General features: G+C 46.5%; 25 protein-coding genes. 7 read left to right on the top strand and 18 right to left on the bottom strand.

Annotation, left to right across the window (positions count from 1 at the left end; all coding sequences use genetic code 11):
- Positions 1-210: 210 nt before the first annotated feature.
- The 4 genes from IEW26_RS14520 to IEW26_RS14505 form a co-directional block, all read right to left on the bottom strand.
- Positions 211-1,599: a hemolysin family protein gene (locus tag IEW26_RS14520; RefSeq protein WP_188592943.1), complete on the bottom strand. Its 1,389-nt coding sequence runs from the start codon at positions 1,597-1,599 to the stop codon at positions 211-213.
- A gap of 46 nt (positions 1,600-1,645) precedes the next feature.
- Positions 1,646-2,782: a radical SAM/CxCxxxxC motif protein YfkAB gene (gene yfkAB, locus IEW26_RS14515; RefSeq protein WP_145403023.1), complete on the bottom strand. Its 1,137-nt coding sequence runs from the start codon at positions 2,780-2,782 to the stop codon at positions 1,646-1,648.
- Positions 2,783-2,999: 217 nt separating this feature from the next.
- Positions 3,000-4,121 (bottom strand): HD-GYP domain-containing protein, encoded by a 1,122-nt coding sequence (locus IEW26_RS14510; RefSeq protein ID WP_229729868.1) that lies wholly within the window; start codon positions 4,119-4,121, stop codon positions 3,000-3,002.
- Positions 4,122-4,192: 71 nt separating this feature from the next.
- Positions 4,193-5,623, bottom strand: coding sequence for a bifunctional metallophosphatase/5'-nucleotidase (locus tag IEW26_RS14505; protein WP_188592942.1), 1,431 nt, complete (start codon positions 5,621-5,623; stop codon positions 4,193-4,195).
- Between the two features lie 120 nt (positions 5,624-5,743).
- Between IEW26_RS14505 and IEW26_RS14500 the strand changes: the two genes are divergently transcribed.
- On the top strand, positions 5,744-6,493 hold the full coding sequence (locus IEW26_RS14500) for a molybdenum cofactor biosynthesis protein (protein ID WP_188592941.1): 750 nt from the start codon (positions 5,744-5,746) through the stop codon (positions 6,491-6,493).
- A 127-nt stretch (positions 6,494-6,620) separates the two neighbouring features.
- Positions 6,621-7,667, top strand: coding sequence for an HD-GYP domain-containing protein (locus IEW26_RS14495; protein WP_111271529.1), 1,047 nt, complete (start codon positions 6,621-6,623; stop codon positions 7,665-7,667).
- Positions 7,668-7,732: 65 nt separating this feature from the next.
- Here the strand turns inward: IEW26_RS14495 and IEW26_RS14490 are convergent, their stop codons facing one another.
- The 11 genes from IEW26_RS14490 to IEW26_RS14440 all read right to left on the bottom strand — a co-directional run bounded on the left by IEW26_RS14490 (position 7,733) and on the right by IEW26_RS14440 (position 16,883).
- The gene (locus IEW26_RS14490; protein WP_110893804.1) at positions 7,733-7,867 is read right to left on the bottom strand and encodes a YjcZ family sporulation protein; all 135 of its coding nucleotides are present in this window, start codon (positions 7,865-7,867) and stop codon (positions 7,733-7,735) included.
- 193 nt (positions 7,868-8,060) lie between these two features.
- Positions 8,061-8,774 (bottom strand): M23 family metallopeptidase, encoded by a 714-nt coding sequence (locus IEW26_RS30630; RefSeq protein ID WP_308423476.1) that lies wholly within the window; start codon positions 8,772-8,774, stop codon positions 8,061-8,063.
- A 171-nt stretch (positions 8,775-8,945) separates the two neighbouring features.
- A complete protein-coding gene (locus tag IEW26_RS14480; protein WP_188592939.1) occupies positions 8,946-9,287 on the bottom strand; it encodes a darcynin family protein in 342 nt (113 codons plus the stop codon).
- Positions 9,288-9,413: 126 nt separating this feature from the next.
- Positions 9,414-9,983, bottom strand: coding sequence for a Crp/Fnr family transcriptional regulator (locus tag IEW26_RS14475; protein ID WP_188592938.1), 570 nt, complete (start codon positions 9,981-9,983; stop codon positions 9,414-9,416).
- Between the two features lie 141 nt (positions 9,984-10,124).
- Positions 10,125-11,522 (bottom strand): Fe-S cluster assembly protein SufB, encoded by a 1,398-nt coding sequence (gene sufB / locus IEW26_RS14470; protein WP_111271525.1) that lies wholly within the window; start codon positions 11,520-11,522, stop codon positions 10,125-10,127.
- 20 nt (positions 11,523-11,542) lie between these two features.
- Positions 11,543-11,974, bottom strand: coding sequence for a Fe-S cluster assembly sulfur transfer protein SufU (gene sufU, locus IEW26_RS14465; RefSeq protein ID WP_111271524.1), 432 nt, complete (start codon positions 11,972-11,974; stop codon positions 11,543-11,545).
- Positions 11,964-13,184, bottom strand: a complete 1,221-nt coding sequence (locus tag IEW26_RS14460; protein ID WP_111271523.1) for a cysteine desulfurase — start codon at positions 13,182-13,184, stop codon at positions 11,964-11,966. Before IEW26_RS14460 ends, sufU begins: the two co-directional genes overlap by 11 nt.
- Complete coding sequence (gene sufD, locus IEW26_RS14455) at positions 13,181-14,485, bottom strand: Fe-S cluster assembly protein SufD (protein WP_184179502.1); 1,305 nt, start codon at positions 14,483-14,485, stop codon at positions 13,181-13,183. The genes IEW26_RS14460 and sufD overlap by 4 nt, the downstream gene beginning before the upstream one ends.
- A gap of 24 nt (positions 14,486-14,509) precedes the next feature.
- Positions 14,510-15,292: a Fe-S cluster assembly ATPase SufC gene (sufC, locus tag IEW26_RS14450; protein WP_145403029.1), complete on the bottom strand. Its 783-nt coding sequence runs from the start codon at positions 15,290-15,292 to the stop codon at positions 14,510-14,512.
- A 485-nt stretch (positions 15,293-15,777) separates the two neighbouring features.
- Positions 15,778-16,356, bottom strand: coding sequence for a DUF1802 family protein (locus tag IEW26_RS14445; RefSeq protein ID WP_188592937.1), 579 nt, complete (start codon positions 16,354-16,356; stop codon positions 15,778-15,780).
- Positions 16,357-16,421: 65 nt separating this feature from the next.
- Entirely contained in the window at positions 16,422-16,883 is a 462-nt protein-coding gene (locus tag IEW26_RS14440; protein ID WP_111271519.1) for a Dps family protein, read from the bottom strand.
- 341 nt (positions 16,884-17,224) lie between these two features.
- Here IEW26_RS14440 and mtnK point away from each other — a divergent pair, with 341 nt between their 5' ends.
- Both mtnK and mtnA read left to right on the top strand, forming a co-directional pair.
- Positions 17,225-18,442: an S-methyl-5-thioribose kinase gene (mtnK, locus tag IEW26_RS14435; RefSeq protein ID WP_188592936.1), complete on the top strand. Its 1,218-nt coding sequence runs from the start codon at positions 17,225-17,227 to the stop codon at positions 18,440-18,442.
- Positions 18,443-18,446: 4 nt separating this feature from the next.
- Positions 18,447-19,535, top strand: coding sequence for an S-methyl-5-thioribose-1-phosphate isomerase (gene mtnA / locus IEW26_RS14430; RefSeq protein WP_111271517.1), 1,089 nt, complete (start codon positions 18,447-18,449; stop codon positions 19,533-19,535).
- A 1,002-nt stretch (positions 19,536-20,537) separates the two neighbouring features.
- Here mtnA and IEW26_RS14425 read toward each other — a convergent pair.
- Entirely contained in the window at positions 20,538-20,840 is a 303-nt protein-coding gene (locus IEW26_RS14425) for a YunC family protein (RefSeq protein WP_145403032.1), read from the bottom strand.
- Positions 20,841-21,149: 309 nt separating this feature from the next.
- Here IEW26_RS14425 and IEW26_RS14420 point away from each other — a divergent pair, with 309 nt between their 5' ends.
- A complete protein-coding gene (locus tag IEW26_RS14420; RefSeq protein WP_188592935.1) occupies positions 21,150-21,698 on the top strand; it encodes a hypothetical protein in 549 nt (182 codons plus the stop codon).
- Positions 21,699-21,828: 130 nt separating this feature from the next.
- Here IEW26_RS14420 and IEW26_RS14415 read toward each other — a convergent pair whose 3' ends face one another.
- Complete coding sequence (locus IEW26_RS14415; protein WP_188592934.1) at positions 21,829-22,221, bottom strand: DUF423 domain-containing protein; 393 nt, start codon at positions 22,219-22,221, stop codon at positions 21,829-21,831.
- 321 nt (positions 22,222-22,542) lie between these two features.
- Here IEW26_RS14415 and IEW26_RS14410 point away from each other — a divergent pair, with 321 nt between their 5' ends.
- On the top strand, positions 22,543-23,016 hold the full coding sequence (locus IEW26_RS14410; RefSeq protein ID WP_188592933.1) for a cell division FtsX domain-containing protein: 474 nt from the start codon (positions 22,543-22,545) through the stop codon (positions 23,014-23,016).
- A 128-nt stretch (positions 23,017-23,144) separates the two neighbouring features.
- Positions 23,145-23,993, top strand: coding sequence for a DegV family protein (locus IEW26_RS14405; protein ID WP_188592932.1), 849 nt, complete (start codon positions 23,145-23,147; stop codon positions 23,991-23,993).
- Between the two features lie 139 nt (positions 23,994-24,132).
- On the opposite strand, the gene pdaA is transcribed toward IEW26_RS14405, so the two are convergent.
- A complete protein-coding gene (pdaA, locus tag IEW26_RS14400) occupies positions 24,133-24,912 on the bottom strand; it encodes a delta-lactam-biosynthetic de-N-acetylase (RefSeq protein WP_111271489.1) in 780 nt (259 codons plus the stop codon).
- Positions 24,913-25,007: the final 95 nt, after the last annotated feature.

The following is a 25,007-nucleotide window of genomic DNA, read 5'->3' as shown; positions in this document are numbered from 1 at the left end:
TTTTGAACTCCACTGACTTGCATTCCACTGACTTGCCTTCCAGCAAAATACAAAATACTTGCTTTAAACAACTATGCTTACAGCCCCAACCTTCCCCGTCCTTATAACCATATGTCGAGCTAACACAGGATAATCCCCTTTTTATGAAATGAGCACAAAAAAAAAGACCTTTGAAAGACGTGTCTGCACACTACTTTCAAAGGCCTTGCTTTACTTGTTGTTATGGTCTTCCTCTTGAACTGGCAATGGATCACCGTTTTTCGCTTCTGCGCTTGTATCCGGGTCTTTCATCTGCTTGTACACCTTCACCCGATTGATGCGCAGCCGCGTGGATTCTTCCACCTCGAAAACATATCCGTTCTGTTCCCTGGTTTTGCCTTTAGCCGGACTGCCCTCCAGCTCTTTGAACAACCAGCCGCCAATCGTATCAACGTCTTCGTCCTCGATCACTGCTCCAGTCCATTTATGAACATCCTCAATCAGCGAACGTCCGTCTATTGAAAAAGCTTCACCGATTCGTTCCATATGCGGTCGCTCATCTTCAAACTCATCATACAGATCACCAACGATTTCTTCCAGAATCTCTTCCGCTGTCAGCAGCCCGGCAGTCCCTCCGTATTCGTCTACGACAAGGGTCATCTGAGAGTGCTTCTTCTGCATCAGGCGCAGCACATGACTAATCTCCATCGACTCGGGTACGTTCAGAATCGGACGCACCAGTGCAGCGAGATCCTGCTGCTGCTCCGGTTCAGCCAGCAGAAGATCGGTAATATGGATGAAACCGATAATCTCATCCTTATCCTCGACAGCCACCGGGTAACGAGAATGCTTGGTGGTATTGATGATCTTCAGATTTTCCTCAAGCGAGAGATGGGTATATAAACAGTCCATGTCTGTACGGGGCAGCATAACCTCCCGAGCCAGCATGTCGGAGAAATCAAATATATTGTCCATCAGCTTGATCTCATCCTTGTCAATGACACCGCTCTTGGCACTCTGTTTCATCAGGATACGCAGCTCATCCTCGGAATGGGCTTCACTTTCACTAGCCGGTTCGATACCAGCCAGACGTAATAAAGCATTCGCTGAGGCATTAAGCACCCAGATGAACGGAAAGAAGATTTTATAAAATAACAGCAGTGGCGCTGACAAGAGCAGCGCAATCCCGTCTGTTTTCTGAATCGCCAGAGATTTGGGTGCCAGCTCACCAAGCACAATATGCAGAAACGTAATGATACAGAATCCGATGATGACCGATACTGTTGCAATCAGCCCCGTATCCGTAACACCCAGCTTGAACATAAGCGGCTCCACAAGCAGTTTGGAGATGGCCGGCTCCCCCAGCCACCCTAGCCCGAGAGACGTCAGTGTAATCCCGAACTGCGTTGCTGATAAATAAGCGTCGAGTCTACTATTCACCTTCAATGCATACCCGGCCAGACGATTCCCCTCACTCTGTAATTGCGTCAGGCGTGTCTGTCTTACTTTGACCAGAGAGAACTCCGCAGCGACAAATACACCATTCAAAAAGACGAGCAAAAAGACACAGATCAAATTAAATGCCAGCTGTCCAAAATAAAACTCGGTATGCACTTCCAAGTTGAAACTCCCCTTTTCTATCTATTTCAGGAATGCACCTGGAATATCAACGTGTAATTGCTTTTCTTGATTTAAAATCAACACCTTTGTAATACATGTCAGCGACCAGCAAATTCGGACCACAGCAGGAAGCTGCATCACAATGACAGTTCACCGTCTGGTTCAGCGGATGCTCCGCAGACCATTCATGGAACACATCATCCAGTTTACGGTCATGAATGTTGCCGAAAGCCGGAATATCGGCAAAATCCGTAACGTACACGTTACCGGTAAACATGTTGACATTAACCCGGTTACGTCCGTCGGGATCATTGCGAACCGTCACATTAGGCTCGCTGTACAACCGCTGAATCAGTTCACGATCCTGTTCAGCCGCACTGCATGCAAAGAATGGCAGTGTTCCGAACAGCATCCACATGTCTTTATCACGTACATCCAGCAAACGATGAATGGCTGCTCTCATATGATCCAGTGACAACACAGGCAGCGACGAGGCAAAGTTGGAATTGTACATTGGATGAACCTCATGCCGTACACAGCCCATCTCCCGAATCAGCTGGTGAATGCCTTCGAGCTTGTCATGTGTACGATAGTTGATCATGGACTCGGCAGAAATAAACATGCCGGCTTCGCTCAGCTTACGTGAGTTCTCGATCATCTTTTCATACATCTTCACCGCCACTTCACGCTTCACTGGTCTGCCGCTGTTCGCAAACCCGACCTGATGAAAATCATCGGCATTCAAATAGTTGAAAGAGATATGCATGACGTCGAGATATGGAAGCAGTTTTTCATATCGACTGATATCAAGTGTCAGATTCGAATTGATCTGGGAACGGATTCCGCGTTCCTTGGCATATTTAAGCAGTGGAATAATCATCTCATCCACCGTTTTCTGGCTGAAGCTGGGCTCGCCCCCTGTCAAACTGATGGTCTGCAGGTGCTCCACCTCATCTAGGCGTTTCAGCATCAATGGAAGCGGGAGAGCCGGTGCCTCCTGCATCGTAAGCATATCCCCTACGGCACAGTGTTCACACCGCATATTGCATAGATGTGTCACCGTCATTTCTACACTGGTCAGCACATGCCGTCCATATTTGCGCAGAGAGCCGATCGGATCCCACGGATCATTCGCGGGTGATAAAGGCATCGGTTGTACCGATCCTGAGTTTAGCATGGTCATAGTTCTTCACCTTATTCCTTTTATTAACCTAAAATGTTCATTTTACATCATATCCGAGATTACTCTTTTAGGAGTTATCTTTTATCATAGCACAATTATCAATTATACTGCACAGTCACCCCCTGTCCATTAGATAACAAAAAACGCTCGTGCAGCTTCGGGAAATTAACGTTAAGCTCCCGGTATACACTTGAGCGTTTGTCCATATCCTGCTTAATCAGTTATTCAGCGGTTCGCCCATTGGAATTGCAGCAGTAGAGTCCACGCCTTCCACCCCTGTGATCATCACCGAAAGCTCTGTAGCAAGATTGATTTCGTACGGTGAAGCGAGCATTTCACCTCTTGCATCTTTAAGCACACGAACAAGCGGTCGCTGAGGCACACGCGGTTGAATGGCCGCCACCACGCCAACTTCTCCCGTACTCAGCGTTACAGACAGACCTACAGGGTAAATCGCGACACAGTCTCTGAATTTTTCAAGCATCCGCTGCTCGTAAAGCGTACCTGAGCCGGTGTATAACACTTCCACAGCTTGGTGAGGAAGCAAAGCTTTACGATACACCCGATTGGTCGTCATCGCATCGTAAGAATCGGCAAGAGCAATCCACTTGGCGTATTCATGGATTTCATTGCCTTTCAAACCGGAAGGATAGCCGCTGCCATCAATGCGTTCATGGTGCTGCAAAGCACAGTGCGCAGCCAGCAGCGGAATTCCGGGTTCATCTTTAAGGATGCGATGTCCGTATGTCGTGTGCTGCTGAATAATTTTAAATTCCTCGTCACTGAGACGTGAGGGTTTATGTAAAATTTCAGAGGCAATCTGTGTTTTTCCGATATCATGCAGCAGAGCACCCAGGCCAATCTCCATGAGCTGCTGGCGCGAGTAGCCTGAAGCTACACCCAGAACAAGGGTATAAACACATACATTCAGCGAGTGGTTATACAGGTCGAAGTCACTGGAGTTCATGTCCATTAACATGATCATCGCTTCTTTTTGACTTCCAATGTCCTCCAATATACTATTCATTACACCACTAAGCGCTTTGCCAAAATGAGTAATCTGATTTTTGCTTCTGGAGCCGGACATATGTTGAAACTGCTGCTTGATCTCTACAAGCGCTCTTCGCTTCGTTTCTTCCTGAAGCATGTCGGGTACAACAATATCCTCTGTTGCTGCATCCTGAATATACACATATCCAATCCCGAGATCCTTCAATCGCCCGATCAACCGACTCGTCAGTTCTACATCCTCACTGAGCAAGACCAGACCTTCCTCACTAAAAATTCGTTTTCCCAGCTTCATGCCAGGCTGCAATAAGTTTATATGTACTAAACGCACAGCCTATCCTCTCCCGCTCCGTAGATGTAATGAACACTAGCCGCTCTTCAGCAGAAGGCAGTCTTGTCGTTCTAGCTTTGAAACCAGCGAGACCGCAGGCTCTCCTCCAGCGCCCCGGGTCGCTTTAATTCCTTTTCCACCAAATCTCGTATAAACTCCGGAAGATGGTACTTGATATTGCTTCCTTGAGCAAGGGACGAATATCCCACATTAAACGTAAACATGTCAAGCGTTCCAACGACATATTCACGCTGGTCTTCCATAGGTGCTCCGTTCACCATAATCGATTGAATCCGGTGAGATGCAGGCGCATTCGGTTCATATCTTACTTCCATTCCGTCCATGCACAACGTACCCAGAATCTTGCCACGGAAGCCAAACCCTACGATAGGTTTGTGAGCAAATTCCTGTAGCAGCGACTGCTCGAGTGCTTCACGAATCTGACTTCCTTTCAAGCATATTGTACAAGCATTTATTGGAGATGGACATAAAGAATGTAACAATCCCTTGGTGATATCCCCTTGCGGAAGATTTCCAAGCAGCTGACCCGCATTCACAAGTGACAGTTCAGCTCCTGTAAATTGCTTTACGGCTTGCGCAAGCAAGTTGGCAAAAGCGGATTCACGCTCATAATCGATCGGCAGCTCCCGGTCCGTAATAACGGCCGTCTGGTCCAGTACACGCTCGGCTTCTTTTCTGTTCGCCCCAATCGCCAGCGATACGTTCTCTTCAAGTAGTTCTTCCTGTATAGGGACACAGCCACTGTTCACCAGGCGCAGCGTTCCTTCTTCAGTGCTTCGTTCCAGCACAACCTTCCCGAGCCATTGTCCAAATTTGCCTGCAGCACCAAGCACCGTCTGTCCTATAACCAGCGCTTCTTCCAGGATATGATGGGTATGTCCACCAAGAATCACATCAATACCTTCCGTTTGCTCTGCGAGCCTTTTGTCCGTCGATAGACCAAGGTGTGAAAGCACGATAATGACATCAACTTGTCCGCGCAGCTTGTTAACCTGCTCCTTTATCGTCTCTACCGGGTCCAGCACTCGCCATCCGAGCAGCTCGTAAAATGTATTAAAGGGAGCTGTTGCGCCTAGCAGGCCGATTCGGAATGCCCCCTTGTCAATAATCGCAGATGTCTGCATCCATGCTGGAGGTTGTCCCGTAGCGTGCTCCACTACATTACCACATACAATCGGACACAGAAGTGCATTATAGGCTTGCGCAAGCTGTTCCGTCGTAAAGGTCAGGCCTTCGTTATTTCCGATCGTTATCGCATCATAACCCGTCAGATTCATTACATCCACATTCGCCATGCCAAGTGTGCCTTCCGTTTCGACAGCCATTCGATCCATGTGATCACCAATATCAAGCACAAGCAGGTGCCCGCCCCGTGCACGTTCCTGACTAATCATAGCAGCAATCGCACTCATAGAGCCGAAGTGACTGTGAAGATCATTGGTGTGTAAAATAGTTAATGTCTGCTTCTCGCTGCTGTGCATTAAAGTGCCTCCCCTGCCGTTCATTAAAACGTACATTCTTCTAATAGATAAGAATAACATTTTCTACGTCGTTATGATATATTTATAAGGTTTAGAGATCAAAAAGAGGTGATTCAATCTATGAAATTGACCATTCAGCTATTTGCAGGCATTGCAGAACGTTTAAATACATCACAGCTATTTTTTGAATTCGATGGTGATACACCTACAGCCTCCATACTCAAGGAACAATTAAGCGCTGCTTATCCTGAAGCGGCCTCCCAGATTCGTTCATCCTTTCTAGCGGTAAATCAAATGTATGCTCCGGCCGATACTATACTTAGAGCGGAAGACGAACTTGCTTTGATTCCTCCTGTATCCGGAGGGGATGGTTCTTCAAGTCCCGAGTATAACAAGCAGGATTCCCCTCAAACACAAGAGCATCGCACTGAAGACGGCCTGTTCCTCATTACCGATGCTGCCTTGTCTGTTGAAGCCACCACCAAGCTGGTGATCACCGCCAATCATGGGGCTACTCTGACTTTTGTAGGCACAACTCGGGAAATGACAGGCGATCAGCGCACTATTTTTCTGGAATATGAAGCGTATGTACCGATGGCTCTCTCCCAAATGTCCGCCATCGGAGCGGAGATTTCGGAACGCTGGCCCGGTGTGCAAACTGCAATCAGTCATCGGATCGGTAAAGTAGATGTGGAGGAGATCAGTGTTATCATTGCTGTGTCTTCCCCTCATCGTAGTGACTGTTATGATGCAAGTCGTTATGCCATTGAGAAACTGAAACAAACGGTCCCCATCTGGAAAAAAGAAGTCTGGGAAGATGGCTCTGAATGGAAGGGCCATCAATTGGGCCCTTGGAACCCTATGAACTAGAAAAAAATGAGACTACACGCGGTTTACATAAACCTATGAATAGTAAACAAGTCGTTGTCAGCCCATTTTTTTCTTGTTATTATATTGATATGTGTCGATATTAGTCGAGGAAAAAGGTGGTTTATACGTGAGAGTGCATGTTACAGATCTTAAACCCGGAGACCTGCTAAAAAACGATATCTACAATGCTTCAGGTCTCCACATGCTGATGAAAGGTTCCGTTCTCAGTGAAGATGATATATCCAAACTGCTGCAGCATGGAATTGATTTCGCAGATGTAGACCCTACATCCAACCTTCACTCTGATGAACAACCCTTGCCTTCGGATCAAACGCGTCTGTTAACCAATCTGTTTAACGACACGATCAAAGGTACGCATTCCCTGTTTGAGCAAGCTATTGAACAAGGCTTTGTTGATGAATCACAGGTTGATGAAATCGTAGGCACCTTGACGGGGCAACTCGAAAAGCAAAAGGACGTCGTCTCCCTGTTGCTTATGCTGGATGGAGATAGTGAATACACCTACAACCATTCCTTGCAGGTCGGTATGCTTGCTTTTTATATTGCAGGCTGGATGGGATATAACCCGGAAGAATGTCTAACTGTAGCCAAAGCTGGATATCTTCATGATATCGGCAAATCGAAGATTCCTGCTGAAATCTTACATAAACCAGGCAAACTAACAAGCGAAGAATTCACAGAAATGAAAAAACACACCTTTTACGGTTACGATATTATTAAAGCCTCCACAGAGGACGAGATCATTGCACTCGTTGCCCTGCAGCATCATGAACGCGAGGATGGGAGTGGATATCCATATGGATTACGCGGCGATGAAATCCACCCTTATGCACGTATAACGGCTGTAGCCGACGTTTACAGCGCGATGACAACAAACAGGGTCTATCAGACCAAGCAAGAACTTATCTCCGTGCTATGCGAATTGTATAGCCTTAGTTTCGGCCAATTGAATGCCGAAGCGACACAAGAATTGATCAAACATATGCTGCCAAATTTTATTGGCAAAAAAGTGTTACTCACCACTGGACACACGGGTGTCATCGTCATGAATAACCCGGCTGATTATTTCCGACCGCTCGTTCAGACCTCTGAAGCCTTTATTGATTTAGCGAAAGAAAGAGATATAGCCATTGTTGAGATTTATGTTCAGTAATAATTAAGAACGAAAAGGGAAGCCCGATTGGCTTCCCTTTGTTAATTCCGGGTTGTTTGGAACAATTACACGCAGAATGCTTTAGTGATAATTACCAACAAGATGAACAGTACCAGGATTGCACCTGTTGATGTGAACGGATTGTACATTCCTACGCCGGCAACGTTATTGCCCCCACAGCCATAACCTACTTCGCTCATGTGATTGCCTCCTCTTTATAAGGTATACCCTAACATATGACACTTGAGCTCCGGATGAACCGGGCGAAACGGCAATCTTCCGCTTTTGGTTTTTAGCCCTGAAGCTGATGTGATTGAATAGACATTTAACCTTGCTTCATGTTGATGGCTCCATTTTCCTTCTTCTTCCGGCAAGGTTTAATATGCTTCAACATTAGTCTGTTTCCTCCACCTGTTTCCCTGTTTCCTTGCGGTACATGATCACAAGCATTCGCCAGAAGTCGTAGCTGCCTGTATCGTCCTTGATATAAGGCCGATAATAAGTCAGCGCCTCCTGTGCCCAATCAGGACAACTCATATTGGACAGACGCTTCTGCTCTTGAATCCAGCCTCCTTGAAGCTCCAATTGCTTCTGCATCAGTGTAAACATCCGCTTTTCCTCACTTGTCATCGGTTGACCCTCCTGCTCCTGAGCCATTATGCCATACTCTTTTAACAAATAAGCGCCCGGCTCAACCACTCCTTTTTCACTGGACGTATATCCATAGGAAGGCGAACTGGTTTTACGAACCTCATAGTGCACATGGGGACCCGTGCTCTGCCCCGTACTGCCTTGATAACCGATCAGCTGTCCTTTTCTCACTCGCTGACCAACCTTAACGGCAATTTGAGAAAGATGACCATAACAATGCAAGTATCCCCGATGATCCTCCAAAGCCACGGTAAGTCCATATCCGCCGAAGCCGGAGCCTGTTTGCCCTTCAGACGCAAAACGTACGCTTCCGTCCAGAAAAGCGTACACTGGACCATTCCAAGGCTCGGTAACCAGATCTACACCTCGATGAAACGTCTGTCCTCCATGTATAGGATGAATTCGATAACCGAAGGAACTAGTAATCCGATACCCTTCGAAAGGGTTTGCATTCATAGCTTCACATCCTTTTTCTATCATTACATGCGCTGTGTGATGCAATGGCTTGTGCTTGTATCCTGCTGCGGAGTAGGATTAATTCAACCAAAAACGCTGCCCAGATCATATATCTCCGGTGCAGCGCTTGTGAGGTCATTATAATATTATTTTGATGCAAATCCGTTCACCTTACTCAGGCATGTCTAAAGCTTCCCGTTCATATGCTTGAAATGCATTCTCTAATCCCATGATGACATCTTTGATTTTCATATATCCCTTTGTATACGGTTCTGAATCACGAATTTCCTCCCATAAATAATGATAGGCTTTGAGATCCTCTGTCTCACATACGACAAAATCGGTGTAGTCCTTACCTGGCAATGCCTCTGCATCAAAAAATCTGACGCTTACCTGACTGCTGTACTTTTCGATCGTAGCCTGTAAAGCAGCAGCATGCATTCTACGCTGTTCCCGTGGCAAAGCCAGCCAGGAAGGATAAAATTCAAGTAATACAATCATCATATGTCTCATGACTTATCTCTCCTTATGCATCTGATCCGGGAGTGGATATCCATCCCTTATAAACTAGTCATAGTGTAACGCACACTGTAGCCGTCAAGCATTAACATAGGTTAATAACATGAGGGGCACGTTCGTTCACCTGAGTAAGCGGCTAAGGGAAACAGGAGAGATGCCGATATACGCAGCAATATGATATTGAGGAATTCTGTTTTCGAGTCCAGGATATTTGTGCAGAAATGCTTCATAACGCTCCAGTGCTGATAAACATAACAGTTCCCGCTCTCGTTCCTCCTTGCGTATATACAGTCGCTCAACCGCCTTACGCACAAAGCGCTCCCAATGATGACTGGCTTCCATGAAGTGCAGCAGCGCATCGTAAGGAATTACAATGACAGCAGAGTCCTCCAGCGCTTCAATGGTATACGGTGATTCAGCACCTGAAACCATTGCGGCATAGGATGTGGCATAATCCTGTTCCAGCGTAAAGGCTACATTAAAATCTTTGCCATCAGGCAGCGTGTAATACAATCGAAAACATCCTTGAATGCAAAAATATGCGTGCTGCACTCTCTCACCTGCACGAATCAATGTCGTTCCCCTGGGAATTTCTTTTACCGAGGTTCCCTGCACAAACCATTCCCATTCTTCTGCCGAGATTCCGACCTCCAAGGCTGCCATATAAAGAGCTTCGTAATGATACTGCATACACACCTCCTGCATTAGACTCAAATTAAACCTCATCTTACATTCACATATGATATGTACTGTATTGTACTAGAAAGGCAAACAAAGAAAAAGACGAACCAGAACGGTTCGTCTTCTCTTGTGAACATTTTACCTATAAACTTAACCGATGCTGCCTTCCATCTCGAATTTGATGAGACGGTTCATCTCAACGGCATATTCCATTGGCAGTTCTTTCGTAAATGGCTCAATGAAGCCCATGATGATCATCTGTGTCGCTTCCGCTTCAGTCAGACCACGGCTCATCAGGTAGAAGAGCTGATCTTCGGAAACCTTCGATACCGTCGCTTCGTGCTCCAGCATGATATTGTCATTCATGATCTCGTTGTAAGGAATCGTATCCGATGTGGACTCATTGTCGAGAATGAGTGTGTCACATTTGATGTTGGATTTCGCGCCCTCTGCCTGGCGTCCGAAGGAAGCCAAACCACGGTACGTTACTTTACCGCCATGCTTACTGATCGATTTGGATACGATTGTCGATGTTGTATCTGGAGCAAGGTGAATCATTTTAGCGCCTGCATCCTGATGCTGGTTTTTACCTGCAACAGCGATGGACAGAACGGAACCTTTTGCTCCACGGCCTTTCAGTACAACCGCTGGATATTTCATCGTCAGTTTGGAACCGATGTTGCCATCGACCCATTCCATCGTTGCATTCTCTTCTGCAACTGCACGTTTGGTTACGAGGTTGTAGATGTTAGGTGCCCAGTTTTGGATCGTTGTGTAACGAACGCGGGCATTTTTCTTACAGATGATCTCAACCACTGCACTATGCAGGGAGTTCGTGCTGTAGATCGGAGCTGTACAGCCCTCTACATAGTGAACAAAGCTGTCTTCATCTGCAATGATCAATGTACGCTCGAATTGACCCATGTTTTCGGAGTTAATCCGGAAGTATGCTTGCAGAGGCACTTCACATTTTACGCCTTTTGGCACGTAGATGAAGCTTCCTCCAGACCATACCGCGCTGTTCAGGGCAGCAAATTTGTTATCCGCTGGCGGAATAACCGTAGCGAAGTATTCACGCAGAATTTCCGGGTGCTCTCTGAGCGCCGTGTCTGTATCCATGAAAATGACGCCTTGGTCTTCCAGTTCCTTTTGCATATTGTGGTATACAACCTCGGATTCATACTGAGCCGATACCCCTGCCAGGAACTTTTGCTCTGCTTCTGGGATACCCAGTTTGTCAAACGTTTCTTTGATTTCGGAAGGAACCTCTTCCCATGTTTTTCCTTGCTTTTCCGAAGGACGAACATAGTATTGAATGTCGTTGAAATCCAGCTCATCAAGATTGCCGCCCCAATTAGGCATTGCCATCTTTTCAAATTGTTTCAAGGATTTCAAACGGAACTCCAGCATCCATTCCGGTTCGTTCTTGATCCGGGAAATTTCAGTTACGACTTCCGCCGTCAGGCCTTTACCGGTTTGAAAGATGGATTGATGCTCATCGCGAAAACCATATTTATACTCTTCCATTTCTGGTGCTTTTTTAGCCATCTTGCTCGACCTCCCTATCGTTATTGTACATTGTCCTCTTCGTCAATTCCTTTGCGTAATGCATTCCAGGCCAGAGTGGCACATTTGATGCGTGCAGGGAACTTGTTCACACCGGATAGGGCTTCGAGATCTTCATAATCGTCGAAATCGACTTCTTCCCCTTTCATCAATGAGGAGAAACGGTTAGCCAGCTCGAGTGCCTGTTCAATCGTTTTGCCTTTCACAGCTTCGGTCATCATCGATGCCGAAGACATGCTGATCGAACAGCCTTCCCCCGTATACTTGGCCTCCTGAACGATTCCGTCATTCAGCATCAGCTGCAGTGAAATCCGGTCGCCGCACGTTGGATTGTTTAAATTCACCGTAACGACGTCATTGTCAAACGTTCCGCGGTTACGCGGGTTTTTGTAATGGTCCATTATAACACGCCGGTACAGATCATCAAGTTGCATCGCCAAAATACTCCTTTGTCTGAATTAAGGCGCTGACAAGCCGATCTACATCTTGTTCGTTGTTGTATAGATAAAAGCTCGCACGAGCCGTTGAACTTACTTCAAGCCAGCGCATAAGCGGCTGGCAGCAGTGATGTCCCGCACGAATCGCTATCCCGCTCGCATCCAGCACCGTAGCCACATCATGGGGATGAACATCTCCCAGATTAAAAGTAACTACGCCGACATGCCGTTTCGCCGGACCATAAATGCGGAGTCCATCAATCTCTGACAGACGTTCTGTTGCATAAGCGGCAAGCACACCTTCATGGTGAGCAATCTCATCCATGCCGATCTGCTCCAGGAAATCAATAGCGGCACCCAAGCCTACTGCTCCGGCAATAATGGGAGTCCCGCCTTCGAATTTCCAAGGAAGCTCTTTCCAGTTGGAATCATACAGTCCAACATCATTGATCATCTCACCGCCGAACTCGATCGGTTCCATCGACTCCAGCAGCGCCTTTTTGCCGTAGAGTGCACCGATTCCAGTAGGGCCGCACATTTTATGACCGGACAGCGCATAGAAATCACAATCCAGATCCTGCACATCGACCTTCATATGCGGTGTGCTTTGTGCACCATCGACAACGATAATCGCACCGTTCCGGTGGGCAATCTCAGCGATTTGTTTAACGGGATGAACCAGCCCCATCACATTGGATACATAAGCAATCGCCACAATTTTTGTTCTGCTTGTAATTGTCTGCTCCACATCGGACAGTTCAATATGACCGTCTGGCTGAAGCGGAATGTATTTCAATGTAGCGCCTGTCTCCTTGGCTACTTGCTGCCAAGGAATCAGATTGCTATGGTGCTCCATCTGCGTAATAACAATTTCATCGCCTTCTTTGCAGTTGGCACGCGCATAGGAAGAAGCCACCAGGTTCAGTGCTGTCGTTGTACCACGAGTAAAAATAATCTCCTGCGTGCGGCGTGCGTTAATAAACTTCGCCACTTTCTCGCGAGCACCCTCGTAAGCATCCGTTGCCCGGCTTCCAAGGGTATGCACGCCACGATGCACGTTAGAGTTCTCATATTCATAATAATGCTTCACCGCATCAATTACAGCACGAGGCTTCTGTGAAGTTGCGGCGCTGTCTAGATATACGAGCGGATGTCCGTTGATTTCCTGGTGGAGGATCGGAAACTGCTCGCGAATGGATGGGTTCATTGTCCCAGCTTCTTCTCAATCAGAGACTGCAATTGGGTACGCAGTGCTTCCAAAGGAATATCCGCCACCACCGGTGCGAGGAAGCCATAAATAATGAGGCGTTCCGCATCCGTACGGTTAATCCCGCGAGACATCAAGTAATGGATCTGCTCCGCATTCACTTGACCTACGGAAGCTGCGTGACCTGCTGTTACATCATCCTCATCAATCAGAAGGATCGGGTTGGCATCTCCACGCGCTTTAGGGCTCAGCATCAGCACTTTCTCTGTTTGCTGTCCATCGGCTCTTGTAGCACCTTTCTCGATCTTCGTAATGCCATTGATAATTGCCGATGCCTCTTCACGCATAACTGCACGTGTGATCATCTGGCTCGGTGTATTTTTACCGAAGTGACGAGCTTCAGTTGTATAGTTAATCTTCTGTGAACCGGAACCGACAGCAATGACTTTGGAGTCGGAACTCGATCCGTTGCCTTTCAGGACACTCATTGTATTGCTTGCTGTATCTCCGTTGTTCATTTCGCCAACAATCCATTCAATGGAGCCGTCGTTTTCCAGAACTGCACGACGGAAGGATACATCTGTAACGTTCACATTCAATTGGTGAACCGTTGCAAAGCGTACTTTCGCGCCCGCTTTAACGAACACTTCCACAACACCGTTATGGAACACCGGTGCGGAAAGCTCGCCAGATACATAGTTGTCCACGTATGTCACCGAACTGTTCGCTTCGGCAACCACCAGCACGTGAGGCGCAAAGGTTGCAGTAGCATCGTCTGTAAGCAATACCGCTTGCAACGGAACTTCAATGTTTACATTTTTCGGAACGTACAGGAACACTCCGCCATTCCACAATGCAGCATGCAGCGCAGCGATGGAATGCTCATCGGCTTTTACTGCCGTGTTGAGATATGGTTTAACCAGATCGCTATGCTCACGAACAGCTGTTGCCAGATCCGTAAAGATCACACCTTGGGCTGCCAGATCAGCAGACAATTTGGAGTATACCGCACCAGAGTTGCGCTGGATGACGAGACTGCCTTCAGCTTGATCCTGAACCAGTTCCTTGATGGATGCAGGTACTTCTTCCAGTGAAGAAATAGCAGAGCCTGCTTTGTATGTGCCGTACTCGCTGACATTCCAGCGTTCAATTTTTTGCTTTTCCAGTTTAGGAAGCGCCAGCTCGCTCGCAAGCTTCAAGGCTTCGAGCCGCTGCTCAGTCAACCAGCCGGGTTCATTATTGCTTTCCGACAAGGCGCGAAGCGCTTCAGATTCAACCGGAAGAATTGTTTGTGTAGTCATTTATTATCCTCCTCCGTTTTGTCTTTACGCTTCTTGACCTACAGTTTCGTCTGTAATTCCCAGTTCTTCTTTAACCCAGTCATAACCTTCAGCTTCCAGACGGTGAGCCAGTTCAGGACCGCCGGATTTCACGATACGACCTTGCATCATGACGTGTACATAATCCGGAGTAATGTAGTTAAGCAAGCGCTGATAGTGCGTGATGATCAAGAAACCGCGATCTTCGCTCTTCATTGCATTTACGCCGTTTGCTACGATTTTAAGAGCATCGATGTCCAGACCGGAGTCAATCTCATCCAGAATGACGATTTTCGGATCAAGCAGCATCATTTGCAGAATTTCGTTCCGTTTTTTCTCACCGCCGGAGAAGCCTTCGTTCAGGTAACGATGGGCAAACTCAGGATTCATGTCGAGTTCTTTCATTTTAGCTTCCATCTGACGAATGAACTTGATCAGGGAGATCTCGTTGCCTTCGCCGCGACGAGCATTGATTGCACTGCGCAGGAAGTCAGAGTTAGTTACACCCGCAATTTCACTTGGGTACTGCATCGCCAGGAACAGACCTGCGCGTGCGCGCTCATCTACTGCCATATCGAGCACGTCTTCACCATCAAGTGTTACTGAACCGTCTGTTACTTCATATTTAGGGTGTCCCATCAGAGCAGAAGCCAAAGTGGATTTACCTGTTCCGTTCGGTCCCATGATCGCGTGGATTTCTCCACCTTTCATCTCCAGGTTAATGCCTTTCAGGATTTCTTTACCTTCAATGGTCGCTTTCAGACCTTCAATGACGAAATTCGTAGTCATGTGTAATGTTTCCCTCCATTTAAAATTGATGTTTGCTTCGAAAACGAAAAAGCGCCTATTATATCTGAACAGGGCTTCCCCTGACTTTCTCTGTTTCTGTATGCGTTGGGTGAAGCCATTTTCACATGCGCTCCAAAGCATTTCTTCACGCACGCTATAAAGCAACAATCACTTTAGAATAATTCTAAACTGATTCTCAATGATTATCAAGTCATTTCCTATCAGTTGTTGTCCTTTTCAGGAAACTTCATTCCTACTGATTCTATAATAAATGCCTGTTTGAATCAAATGAGAAAACAAATTCTGCTCAGCCAGACAGTGATATTTATCACAAAATTCACAGTTTGTTCAGCTCGTACGCTGTTTATGAAAAAAGACTTATCCATCTCTGGATAAGTCTCTCTTACCTGATCATCTAAACTTTCTCTTGTTTAATCATCTTAACTCTCACCTGTTCATCATCTCAGGTTCGATGAGCCAAGCCATTACATTTTGAGCGTTTCGTTTATCTTCCGTACCTGTTCGTCAAAATCCGCAACGTCCAGCACTGGCGTCATTGCGCGCGGCACCGGACCATTCGGAATGGAAATCCATGAACGGCAGCCATTATATTCAGGCAGTACAGCAATTTCCATCGGCTCCTGCAAACGGTACACACGTAAAATCAATACATGGAGCGGATCTTTCTTTTTCCACTTCAAACGGGCCTCGGCAAAATCCGATGTCCACATATGATATTCCAGAAGTCGATCCAGCATCTCCTGATCCCGAATCTCCAAATCCTGCGTTACTTCAGCAAAAGCGGTAACGCGGATCGTTGAAGCTTCAGGCTCCCATTCGGCAAGAGACTCTTCAACATAGGATTGATCCGGGGACTTGATCAGTTCTTTACGCTGATGCTCATAAGTCGGATACAGGTAAAATGCTGGACTTTTCAACTCAAAATGCTTCGTTTCCTCGACAATACCGCCTTTGCGCATCACCATGATCTGGCGACCATGCTCCAGCGCTTTGATCGCTGAGGCCCATTCCTTCAATGCCGGTATCGCTGCTCCGTCTACCATCCAACTCGTCCTCCCCTGTCACTCTTGACAGCAGTATAGACGGTTAACGCGCTTCTGACAACTTGTTAGCCAAGGTAAGCGCGAAGCATCCACATATGTTTCTCCAGATCGGCCTTAAAGCCTGTCAGCATATCGGCAGTTGGCTGATCTTCAGCCGCGTCGGCCAAATCAATACCTTCCTGATATTCGCTGGAAAGTGTTGCGAAGTCTTCAATCAGGTTCTGTACCATTGCATTCGCATCTTCCTTGCCAGAAGCCTCCTGAATCGAAGCCATTTCCAGATACTCTTTCATGGTGGCAGCCGGGCTGCCTTTCAGAGTGAGCAGGCGCTCAGCAATTTCGTCCATCTGTACGGTAATCTCGTTGTAAAATTCTTCAAATTTCACATGCAAAGTGAAAAAGTTCGGGCCTTTAACATACCAGTGATAGTTATGGATTTTGACATACAGCACGTTCAGGTTCGCCACCTGACGATTAAGTACTTGTTCTACGGATTTCGCTTGATCTGTTTTGTTTTTTGTAGCCATATTCAATCCCATCCTTTAATTTAAAATTTTAGTCTGTCCGCTAACATGTCAGTGTTGCTGCAAGCAAGACAGAGAGTTAATGATCATGATTCGCCTGATTGACGAAAGTGCGTTCTGGCGCGGTTTTTCTGAACTGCCCGGCCTATTTGTTTTTACCCGTAGACCTGATCTTCGAATCACAGCATACCTGAGTTGTCTCAAAAAAAAGTTCAAAAACGAGACCATATCCGATATACTGTCATAAACCAAGCAAAGAAGTGGGTTTTCCTGTTGCTTGAAGCAGCGTTTTCTGTTTCTTGAGCAGAGCTTCCTCTTTCTTCATATATACGGAGGTGTCACCTGTGACTCAATATCATCCTTTAACTCCCCATGAAGCGATCGAACTGGCCAAAACATTACCGGGCCCGTTTACGGCAGATGCGAATCTGGAATGTCGTGAGATTGGTGACGGCAATCTGAATCTCGTTTTCCACATTACGGACCAGAACTCCGATAAAAGTATCATTATCAAACAGGCGCTTCCTTATGCGAAAGTGGTCGGAGAATCATGGCCGCTATCTCTTGTACGTGCCCGGATTGAACGTGAAATTTTACAAGAGGAATACCGCCTGTGCCCGGGCATGGTACCTGAAGTGTACCATTACGATGACGATCTCGCCCTGACGGTTATGGAGGATCTGAGTGATCACGTTATTATGCGTAAAGGCCTGATTGACGGAGCCTCCTATCCACTTTTTGCGGGGCATATCGGAGAGTTTATGGCAAGAACACTGTTTTTCACTTCAGACCTTGGTATGAATCAGCAGCAGAAGAAGGAACAACAGGGACGATTCGTTAACCCGGACCAATGTAAAATTACAGAAGACCTGATCTTTGATGAGCCGTATCGGATTGCACAAAATAATAACTATGACGCTACTATTGAAGATGAAGCCGAAGCGCTGCGTACAGACGAAGAGCTGCATCTGGAAATCGCCCTGCTGCGTGAGAAGTTTCTAACCCATGGACAAGCACTGCTGCACGGCGACTTGCATACAGGCAGTATCTTTGTCACACCCAAGTCAACCAAAGTAATTGATCCCGAGTTTGCTTTCTATGGCCCGATGGGCTTTGACGTAGGTGCCGTGCTGGCGAACCTGCTACTTCATTATGTTTCACTGTCAGGTCGCATTCAGGAACCATCAGCAAGAGACCAGCGTGAGACAGAGATTTTAAACATGGTGCATGACGTCTGGACTGAGTTCGAGGCTCGTTTCCGCGCGTTGTGGGCTTCCGATCTCGTTGACCCGATGGCTAAAACGCCAGGTTATCAACATCTGTATGTACAGCAACTGTTCCGGGATTCGATTGGATTCACGGGAGCCAAAATGGTGCGTCGCATCGTAGGACTCGCACATGTGGCTGACATTGACACGATTGCAGACGCTGCGGAACGTGAGCTTGCACAGCGCAAAGCATTGGCGGTCGGAAAAGCGCTGCTCAAGAAGCACCGCCAAGTGAACACCATTGGTGAAGTGTTGGACCTGGTTTCTTCTGCCCTCACTGCAGTTAAAGCCTAATATTATGAACGGAGGAACATCTATGACAACCCCTGAACATCAGCCTCTGTCTTCGCTCAATTGGAAAAAGGACAAGCTCGAAATGCTCGATCAGCGTCTGCTGCCCGAAACGATTCTAATGCTGAAACTGTACACTCCTGAGGAAGTATGGGAATCCATTCATTCCATGAAAGTGCGCGGCGCACCTGCTATTGGCATTGCGGCAGCATTTGGCGTCGTGCTCGGAGCCAAAGCTTATGATGGCATCGCCATTGAAGGTTGGCTCGATCATGTCAAGTCCGTCTGCGCACACCTCGCGACATCCCGTCCAACAGCGGTTAATTTGTTCTGGGCGCTGGATCGCATGATGCAAAAGGCGAATCAAGCGGCAGAAGCAGGCCTGAGTCTGGCAGAAAGCACAGATGCGCTTGAAGTGGAGGCATTGCTCATTCAGAAGGAAGACGAGGAAGTGTGCCGCATGATCGGAGAGCATGCCCTGCCCCTGTTTGCAGACGGGATGGGTGTACTGACTCATTGCAACGCAGGCGGATTGGCAACGGCCAAATACGGGACAGCGACCGCCCCGATGTATCTCGCTCAGGAGCGAGGCATTCATCTCAAGGTGTTTGCTGACGAGACGCGCCCTGTACTGCAAGGTGCTCGCCTGACAGCATTTGAGCTGCAGCAAGCCGGCATTGATGTTACTTTGCTTTGTGACAACATGGCAGGTATGGTCATGTCCAAAGGCTGGGTGCAAGCTGTCATCGTGGGTACGGACCGTGTAGCAGCCAACGGAGATGTAGCCAACAAAATTGGTACGTACAGTCTGGCTGTGCTTGCCAAAGCACATAACATTCCGTTCTATGTCGCAAGTCCGCTGTCCACCATTGACTTGTCCACTGCATCTGGTGATCTGATTCCCATTGAGGAGCGTGCCGCTGAAGAAGTCACCGAAGGATTCGGAAAGCGTACTGCCCCGAAGGGTGTTAAAGTTTACAATCCGGCCTTTGATGTTACTCCGAATGAGTATGTTACCGCCATTATTACGGAAAAAGGCATCGTTCGTGCACCTTTTCAGGAGAACCTTGCTGCCTTGTTTGCAGAGAATAAGTAGTCCGTTTCGCACGGTGTGCATCTCCTGGCGCGTGGTGTAATGAGCTTGGGCGCATCAAGATGCTCTGCCGTTCGGCCAGACTTGGATGCCTGCAACAACGATTGGACGTTTGTCATTATAGAATGGGTAAAGGAGGAATTCATCCGACTTTGGCCAAGCTGCCGGGAATATCTCGGCAGCTATTTTTTTTACAGTGACGGTAGTTATAGTGGCGGGCAGGTGAAGCAATGTGATGTGGGCTGATATAGTGCAGCGTGTGATGTGAGGTGTATGTATTGTGGGGGGGGGTGCCGTGTGTCGTGTGTCGTGTGTCGTGTGCGGTGTATGCCAGGTGCGGTGCGTCGTGTGTCGGGTGCCGTGTGTGCCAGGTGCGGTGTGCGTCGTGTGTAGTTTGCGCGGTGTGTAGTTTAGTGGAGTGGTGTGCAGTCTTCAATGTGTGGTGTGGGGGGTGCCGTGTGAAATGTTTGGTCAGGTGAAATAATGATTAGTCGTATGTTAAAGGTGATGCATTGAGATGAGGCATTGAGGTGAGATATGAGAGGATACGTTTGAGAATTTGTTGGGTTTTCGGTGTTGGACAACATGGTGCTGAACGCTAACGAATCGAGATGACGCTATTTGATGTATTTCTGCCCTTATGAAAACGTAACGATTCCGAGAAACGCTATTTTAGTCTTTCTGTTGTAAAACCCTTGAAAATACCCCATTCCGAAGGATATAGCGTCGCTGGGAATCGTTACGTTTATTAAACCTGTAATTTCACCGAAATAAGGTTTGTGAGAATCGTTAAAATTCAGGTCAACACTCCGCCATTGGTTTGCTGATGCCGAAATGCGATGCGTTGAAGTATCTTCTTCTTCGTTTCATTTTTCTATATTTTCCAATAACTACCTTGAAACGTGCAATAAGATCTTGAACCACACGCGCATCAGCAGCAGCATGCGTTAAAAAACTATATCAGAAACAGCCTCATAAAGGCTGCTCCTGATCAGACTATTTACATCACATCATTTTCAACAATGCTTCTACACCTGTCATGCCTACTGTAATCCCCATGGCCTCCGCCTCAGTCGTCACTGATTCCATCGGTGCATGCAGCAGCTGCTCTAACGTTCTAACACCCACAGCCCTCGCGGCCACGATCTTGCGATCCCCCAGCTTCTCATTCAACAACCCCACATCAAGCGCTCCGCACATAATGTATCCTTTGGATGTATTAATTGTTAGCAGTGTCGTTTTGGGAAGTTTGACTTCTACCCCCACGAGCACATGGTCTCCCACTACGATCGGTTCCATTGTCACCATAATCTCCCGATCCACCTCCTCTTCCACAGATCACGATAAGTGTATGCCCTTTGGCGAATTGCCGTGTGGACACCAGCCGTGAAAGAAGAAAAAGTGTATCCTCTCCAAATAGGTATTAACGATATCAAAACACTTACAATTGTAATTCCCTCTAAATCTAGCGAATGAAAAAAAGAAGACTATTCGCGCAGCACAGAAGAGTTTCATACCTGCTTTATAAGTCTCTAGTACTATGATTTCCAGCATATTAATGCTATAGTATATTGGAGCACGTTTGTGCTGACACACTATTTAACGGGGCTGGGATGAATGAAACAAACCGTATCCAATCAAGATGACGTCGGCTATTTATTTAATGTCGATATACTTATTAAAAGCCGATCAAATGCACTGGCACTGCAGTCCCTGATGGAGTTCATCAACAAACAGGAACAAATTGCGGACTTTCGGATTCATTCCGGAATAGAACTCGGTAACATTATTGAAGCGATGCTTCAGCAGACCAAAACAAATGCCTCTGAGCCCATTCAGATGGATTTGCAACAACAACAAGAACAACAACCACAAGTACCCGATGGACAGCAAACCTCAAACAAGTCGGATAAGACTAATTCTGTTCCTTCTTCCGACTCATCTCATGTGGCTGACACCAATTCGTTCGAAGCCTGGATTCAATCCTTGATTAAAGAAAATCGCCTCACTCGAATTGTAGTGAACAACAAAAATGGTAAACATCAGAGCATTCCTTGTCGCATTCTTAATTTTGATCGGGATAATCATGTGGTAAGCATCTACCATGTGGATGAAAAACAGGTCTATACATTCCGTACAAACGAAATTGATGAGTTTTTGCTGTAACTTTGAATGAAATCACGCTAATTGAAAAAACACAAAAAGCAACCTGAGCCGGAATGCAAAACATTCGATCACAGGTTGCTTTTATTATAATCTCATTTTTGTAACACAATATTGGATCAACAGCATGACTTTAGTTCACTGACCTGCTCTGCCCGCGCTGCCAAACATCTATTGCGAAAAGCAGCCAACCAATGATAAAAGCTACCCCACCAATGGGTGTGATTGCCCCCAGAATTTTAATACCCGAGATGCTCAGCACATACAGACTGCCCGAAAAAATGATAATACCGGCAAACAGCAAACGTGCCGCCCATTTCAGCTTCAGGGATTCTCCAATTTGTCCTGCGGTCAATCCAATAATAAGCAGACCCAGAGCATGAATCATATGGTACTGCACTCCGGTTTCATATGTAGCGATTGCACTTGCCCCAATTTTGTCTTTGAGCATATGTGCACCAAATGCACCAATACCTACAGACAGCATCGTTAAAATCGCTCCAAACATCATCCATTTTCGCTGCATATTCATTCTCTCCCTAGATTCATTTCTGACTTCATATTATTGTAGCTAATTCATGATCTCATTACCAGCCAGCTTGAATTGGCGCATCTCATGATTTCAAAACTTTACGCATGAATATTCCCAACGAAATTATTACAAACCTCATGCATGAAACCTTGCTTTTTCTCGATAATTGTGGAAAAGTAGAAAGGAATGCCATATTCAGAGCAGATGCAAATCATTCCACTGCAAACAGGGTAATAAGTATTCATTATGCTGTTTAAATTATAAGTTAAGTAAAGCTTTTTAGACTATATGATCTGTACAAAGGAGTCCTTACTCATGGATGACCATAACTCTCAAAATTCAGGCTGGAATAATAATGCCTCCTCCCAAGCAGGCTATTCAAATCCCTATAGTAACACCGATTACATGCGTTCATCTGATCCAGGAGCACATCCACCGGCACGGCTCAAGCATTCAGGTCCGGGCATAGCCAGTTTCATTGTGGGCCTGGTTGGACTCATCGGGCATATCATTACCTTTGTGCTGGCTTCTCTTGCATTGTACGGCTCGGTGGAACTTCTGGATTCATCCATAAGTCGGGAAGAGCTTGCCTTTCATCCGGCCATCGTTCTGGCGTCATTAGCCTTCCTGATCTGTCTGATTCTTAACCTGGCCGGCATCATTCTGGGCGTTATCGGATTGGTGCTCAAAAATCGCAGAAAAGTATTTGCTATCATCGGCACCATTTTGAATAGCCTGCTTATTCTGTTAATCGCTGGACTGCTTCTCGCAAGTATATACATGATGTAATGCTTTGCATGAAAGAGCAGCTTATTTATAATAAATTTAGCGGCCGTGCAGGATCTGCAATGGTCCCCACCTACAATTATGATCATTTATAACTCGCAGAAAAATATGGATTGATAAAGGAGATTGACATGGCACGAATTAAAATTTTCGCGGACAGCACCAGCGATCTGACACCCCAGTGGGTGCAGCAATATGACATCGGGATCATTCCTCTGTATGTCGTATTTGGTGAGCAATCACTGAAGGATGGAGCCGAGATCAAACCAGAGCAATTATATGCACGTGTAAGCCGTGATGGCGCTCTGCCTAAAACTGCTGCTCCCTCACCTGCAGATTTTATGGCAGCATTTCAACCCTACATAGAACAAGGCGATGATATTCTCTATATTTCCTTATCTTCCGAACTTTCATCCACATATCAAAATGCCCTGATCGCCAGTTCCGAATTTCCGGAGACACGTATCTCTGTCATCGATTCGCTAAACCTCTCCTCAGGCATCGGCCTGATGGTGATGAAAGCTGCTCATGCGGCGGAGCAAGGACAGAATCTGGCACAGATTACTGAACTGATCGAAGCGATGAAGCCAACTGTGCGCACCGAATTTGTAATCGATACACTCGAGTATTTATACAAAGGCGGACGCTGCTCCGGTATGCAAAACCTGATTGGAAGCCTGCTTAAAATTCGCCCTGTCATTCGCGTCACCGATGGTAAAATGACGCCGGCCTACAAAGTGCGTGGCAAACGGGAAAAAGCGCTTGAGCAAATGTTACAAAATACACTCAGTGACAAGGAGCGGATCGATCAAGATTTATTAATTGTTGTTCACACTATGGCGGAGGAAGATGCCATCGCATTGCAACAAACGCTTCAGGAACAAACGGGGGCACGCGTAGAGTTAACAACGGCAGGCTGCGTTATTTGCAGTCACTGTGGTCCCAAGACGATCGGTATCATTTATAACACAGCATTTTAGAACAACTTCATATTCGAATTTATTCAATTGATAGGGATGCCTGTTGGGGCACTTGGATAAGCATAACCTAAAAGGGCATGCTCAGCGTAATCGCTGGCATGCCCTTTTTATTTATTCTAGTCCAATAACCTGGAAAACATTAATACGTTTTTGTTTTCAAATCATTCAAACTTTTGAACGCATATCCCTGCTTTCGTGCCTCATCTATAATGGAACCAAGTGCCTCGGTATTGTCCTTGGACACCGAATGCAGCAAAATCACTGCCCCTGGATGAAGCTGCTTCAGTACTTGCTGATGAGCGTACTGTGCTCCCCTCTGAACATTGGTATCCCAGTCTTTATAAGCTACAGACCAGAACACATTAATATATCCTTGCGCATAACTCTCGGCAAGCGTACGGTTGTTAAAGATACCACGAGGTGGACGTAAAAACGTGTCCTTCTGGCCTGTGAGCCGCTGTATCTCGGATTTTACTTTCTCCAGTTCCTCTTTAATCTGACCATTGGAGATTCGAGTCATATCAGGATGACTCCAGGAATGGTTGCCCACGATATGGCCTTCAGCTGCCATTCGCTTCACTAACTCGGGCTGATCCTTGAGATAATGACCTGTGACAAAAAAAGCCGCCGGTACCTTCTTGGCTCGCAGCACATCCAATATGGCAGGGGTGAAGCCATTTTCATAACCGTTATCAAACGTCAGATATAGTTCTTTTTGTTTGGTATCCCCTAGAAAAATGGCATGATTATGTTCCAGTATGGATTTGAACCCTTCCTGATCAATTGAAGGCAGCTGACCGTTCTGACTTTTCTTAAAACCAAAATGATACGCTCCGTTAATGGGTGATGCTTCTGCATATGATGCCAGCATGCTAACAGTTAACAAGCCGAGCAGCAGATAGCGAACGATTCGCTTCATGTTATCCGCTCCTGTTCCTGAATATTCGGTTTGATATATAGCTCTACAAACACCTTCAGGTAATATGCCGCAGGAGCATCAATATTATGTAACAT

The organism is Paenibacillus silvae, assembly GCF_014639235.1.
Lineage (GTDB): Bacteria > Bacillota > Bacilli > Paenibacillales > Paenibacillaceae > Paenibacillus > Paenibacillus silvae.
The sequence above is the reverse complement of the archived record's forward strand: the minus strand, read 5'-3'. Positions and strand labels throughout refer to the sequence as shown.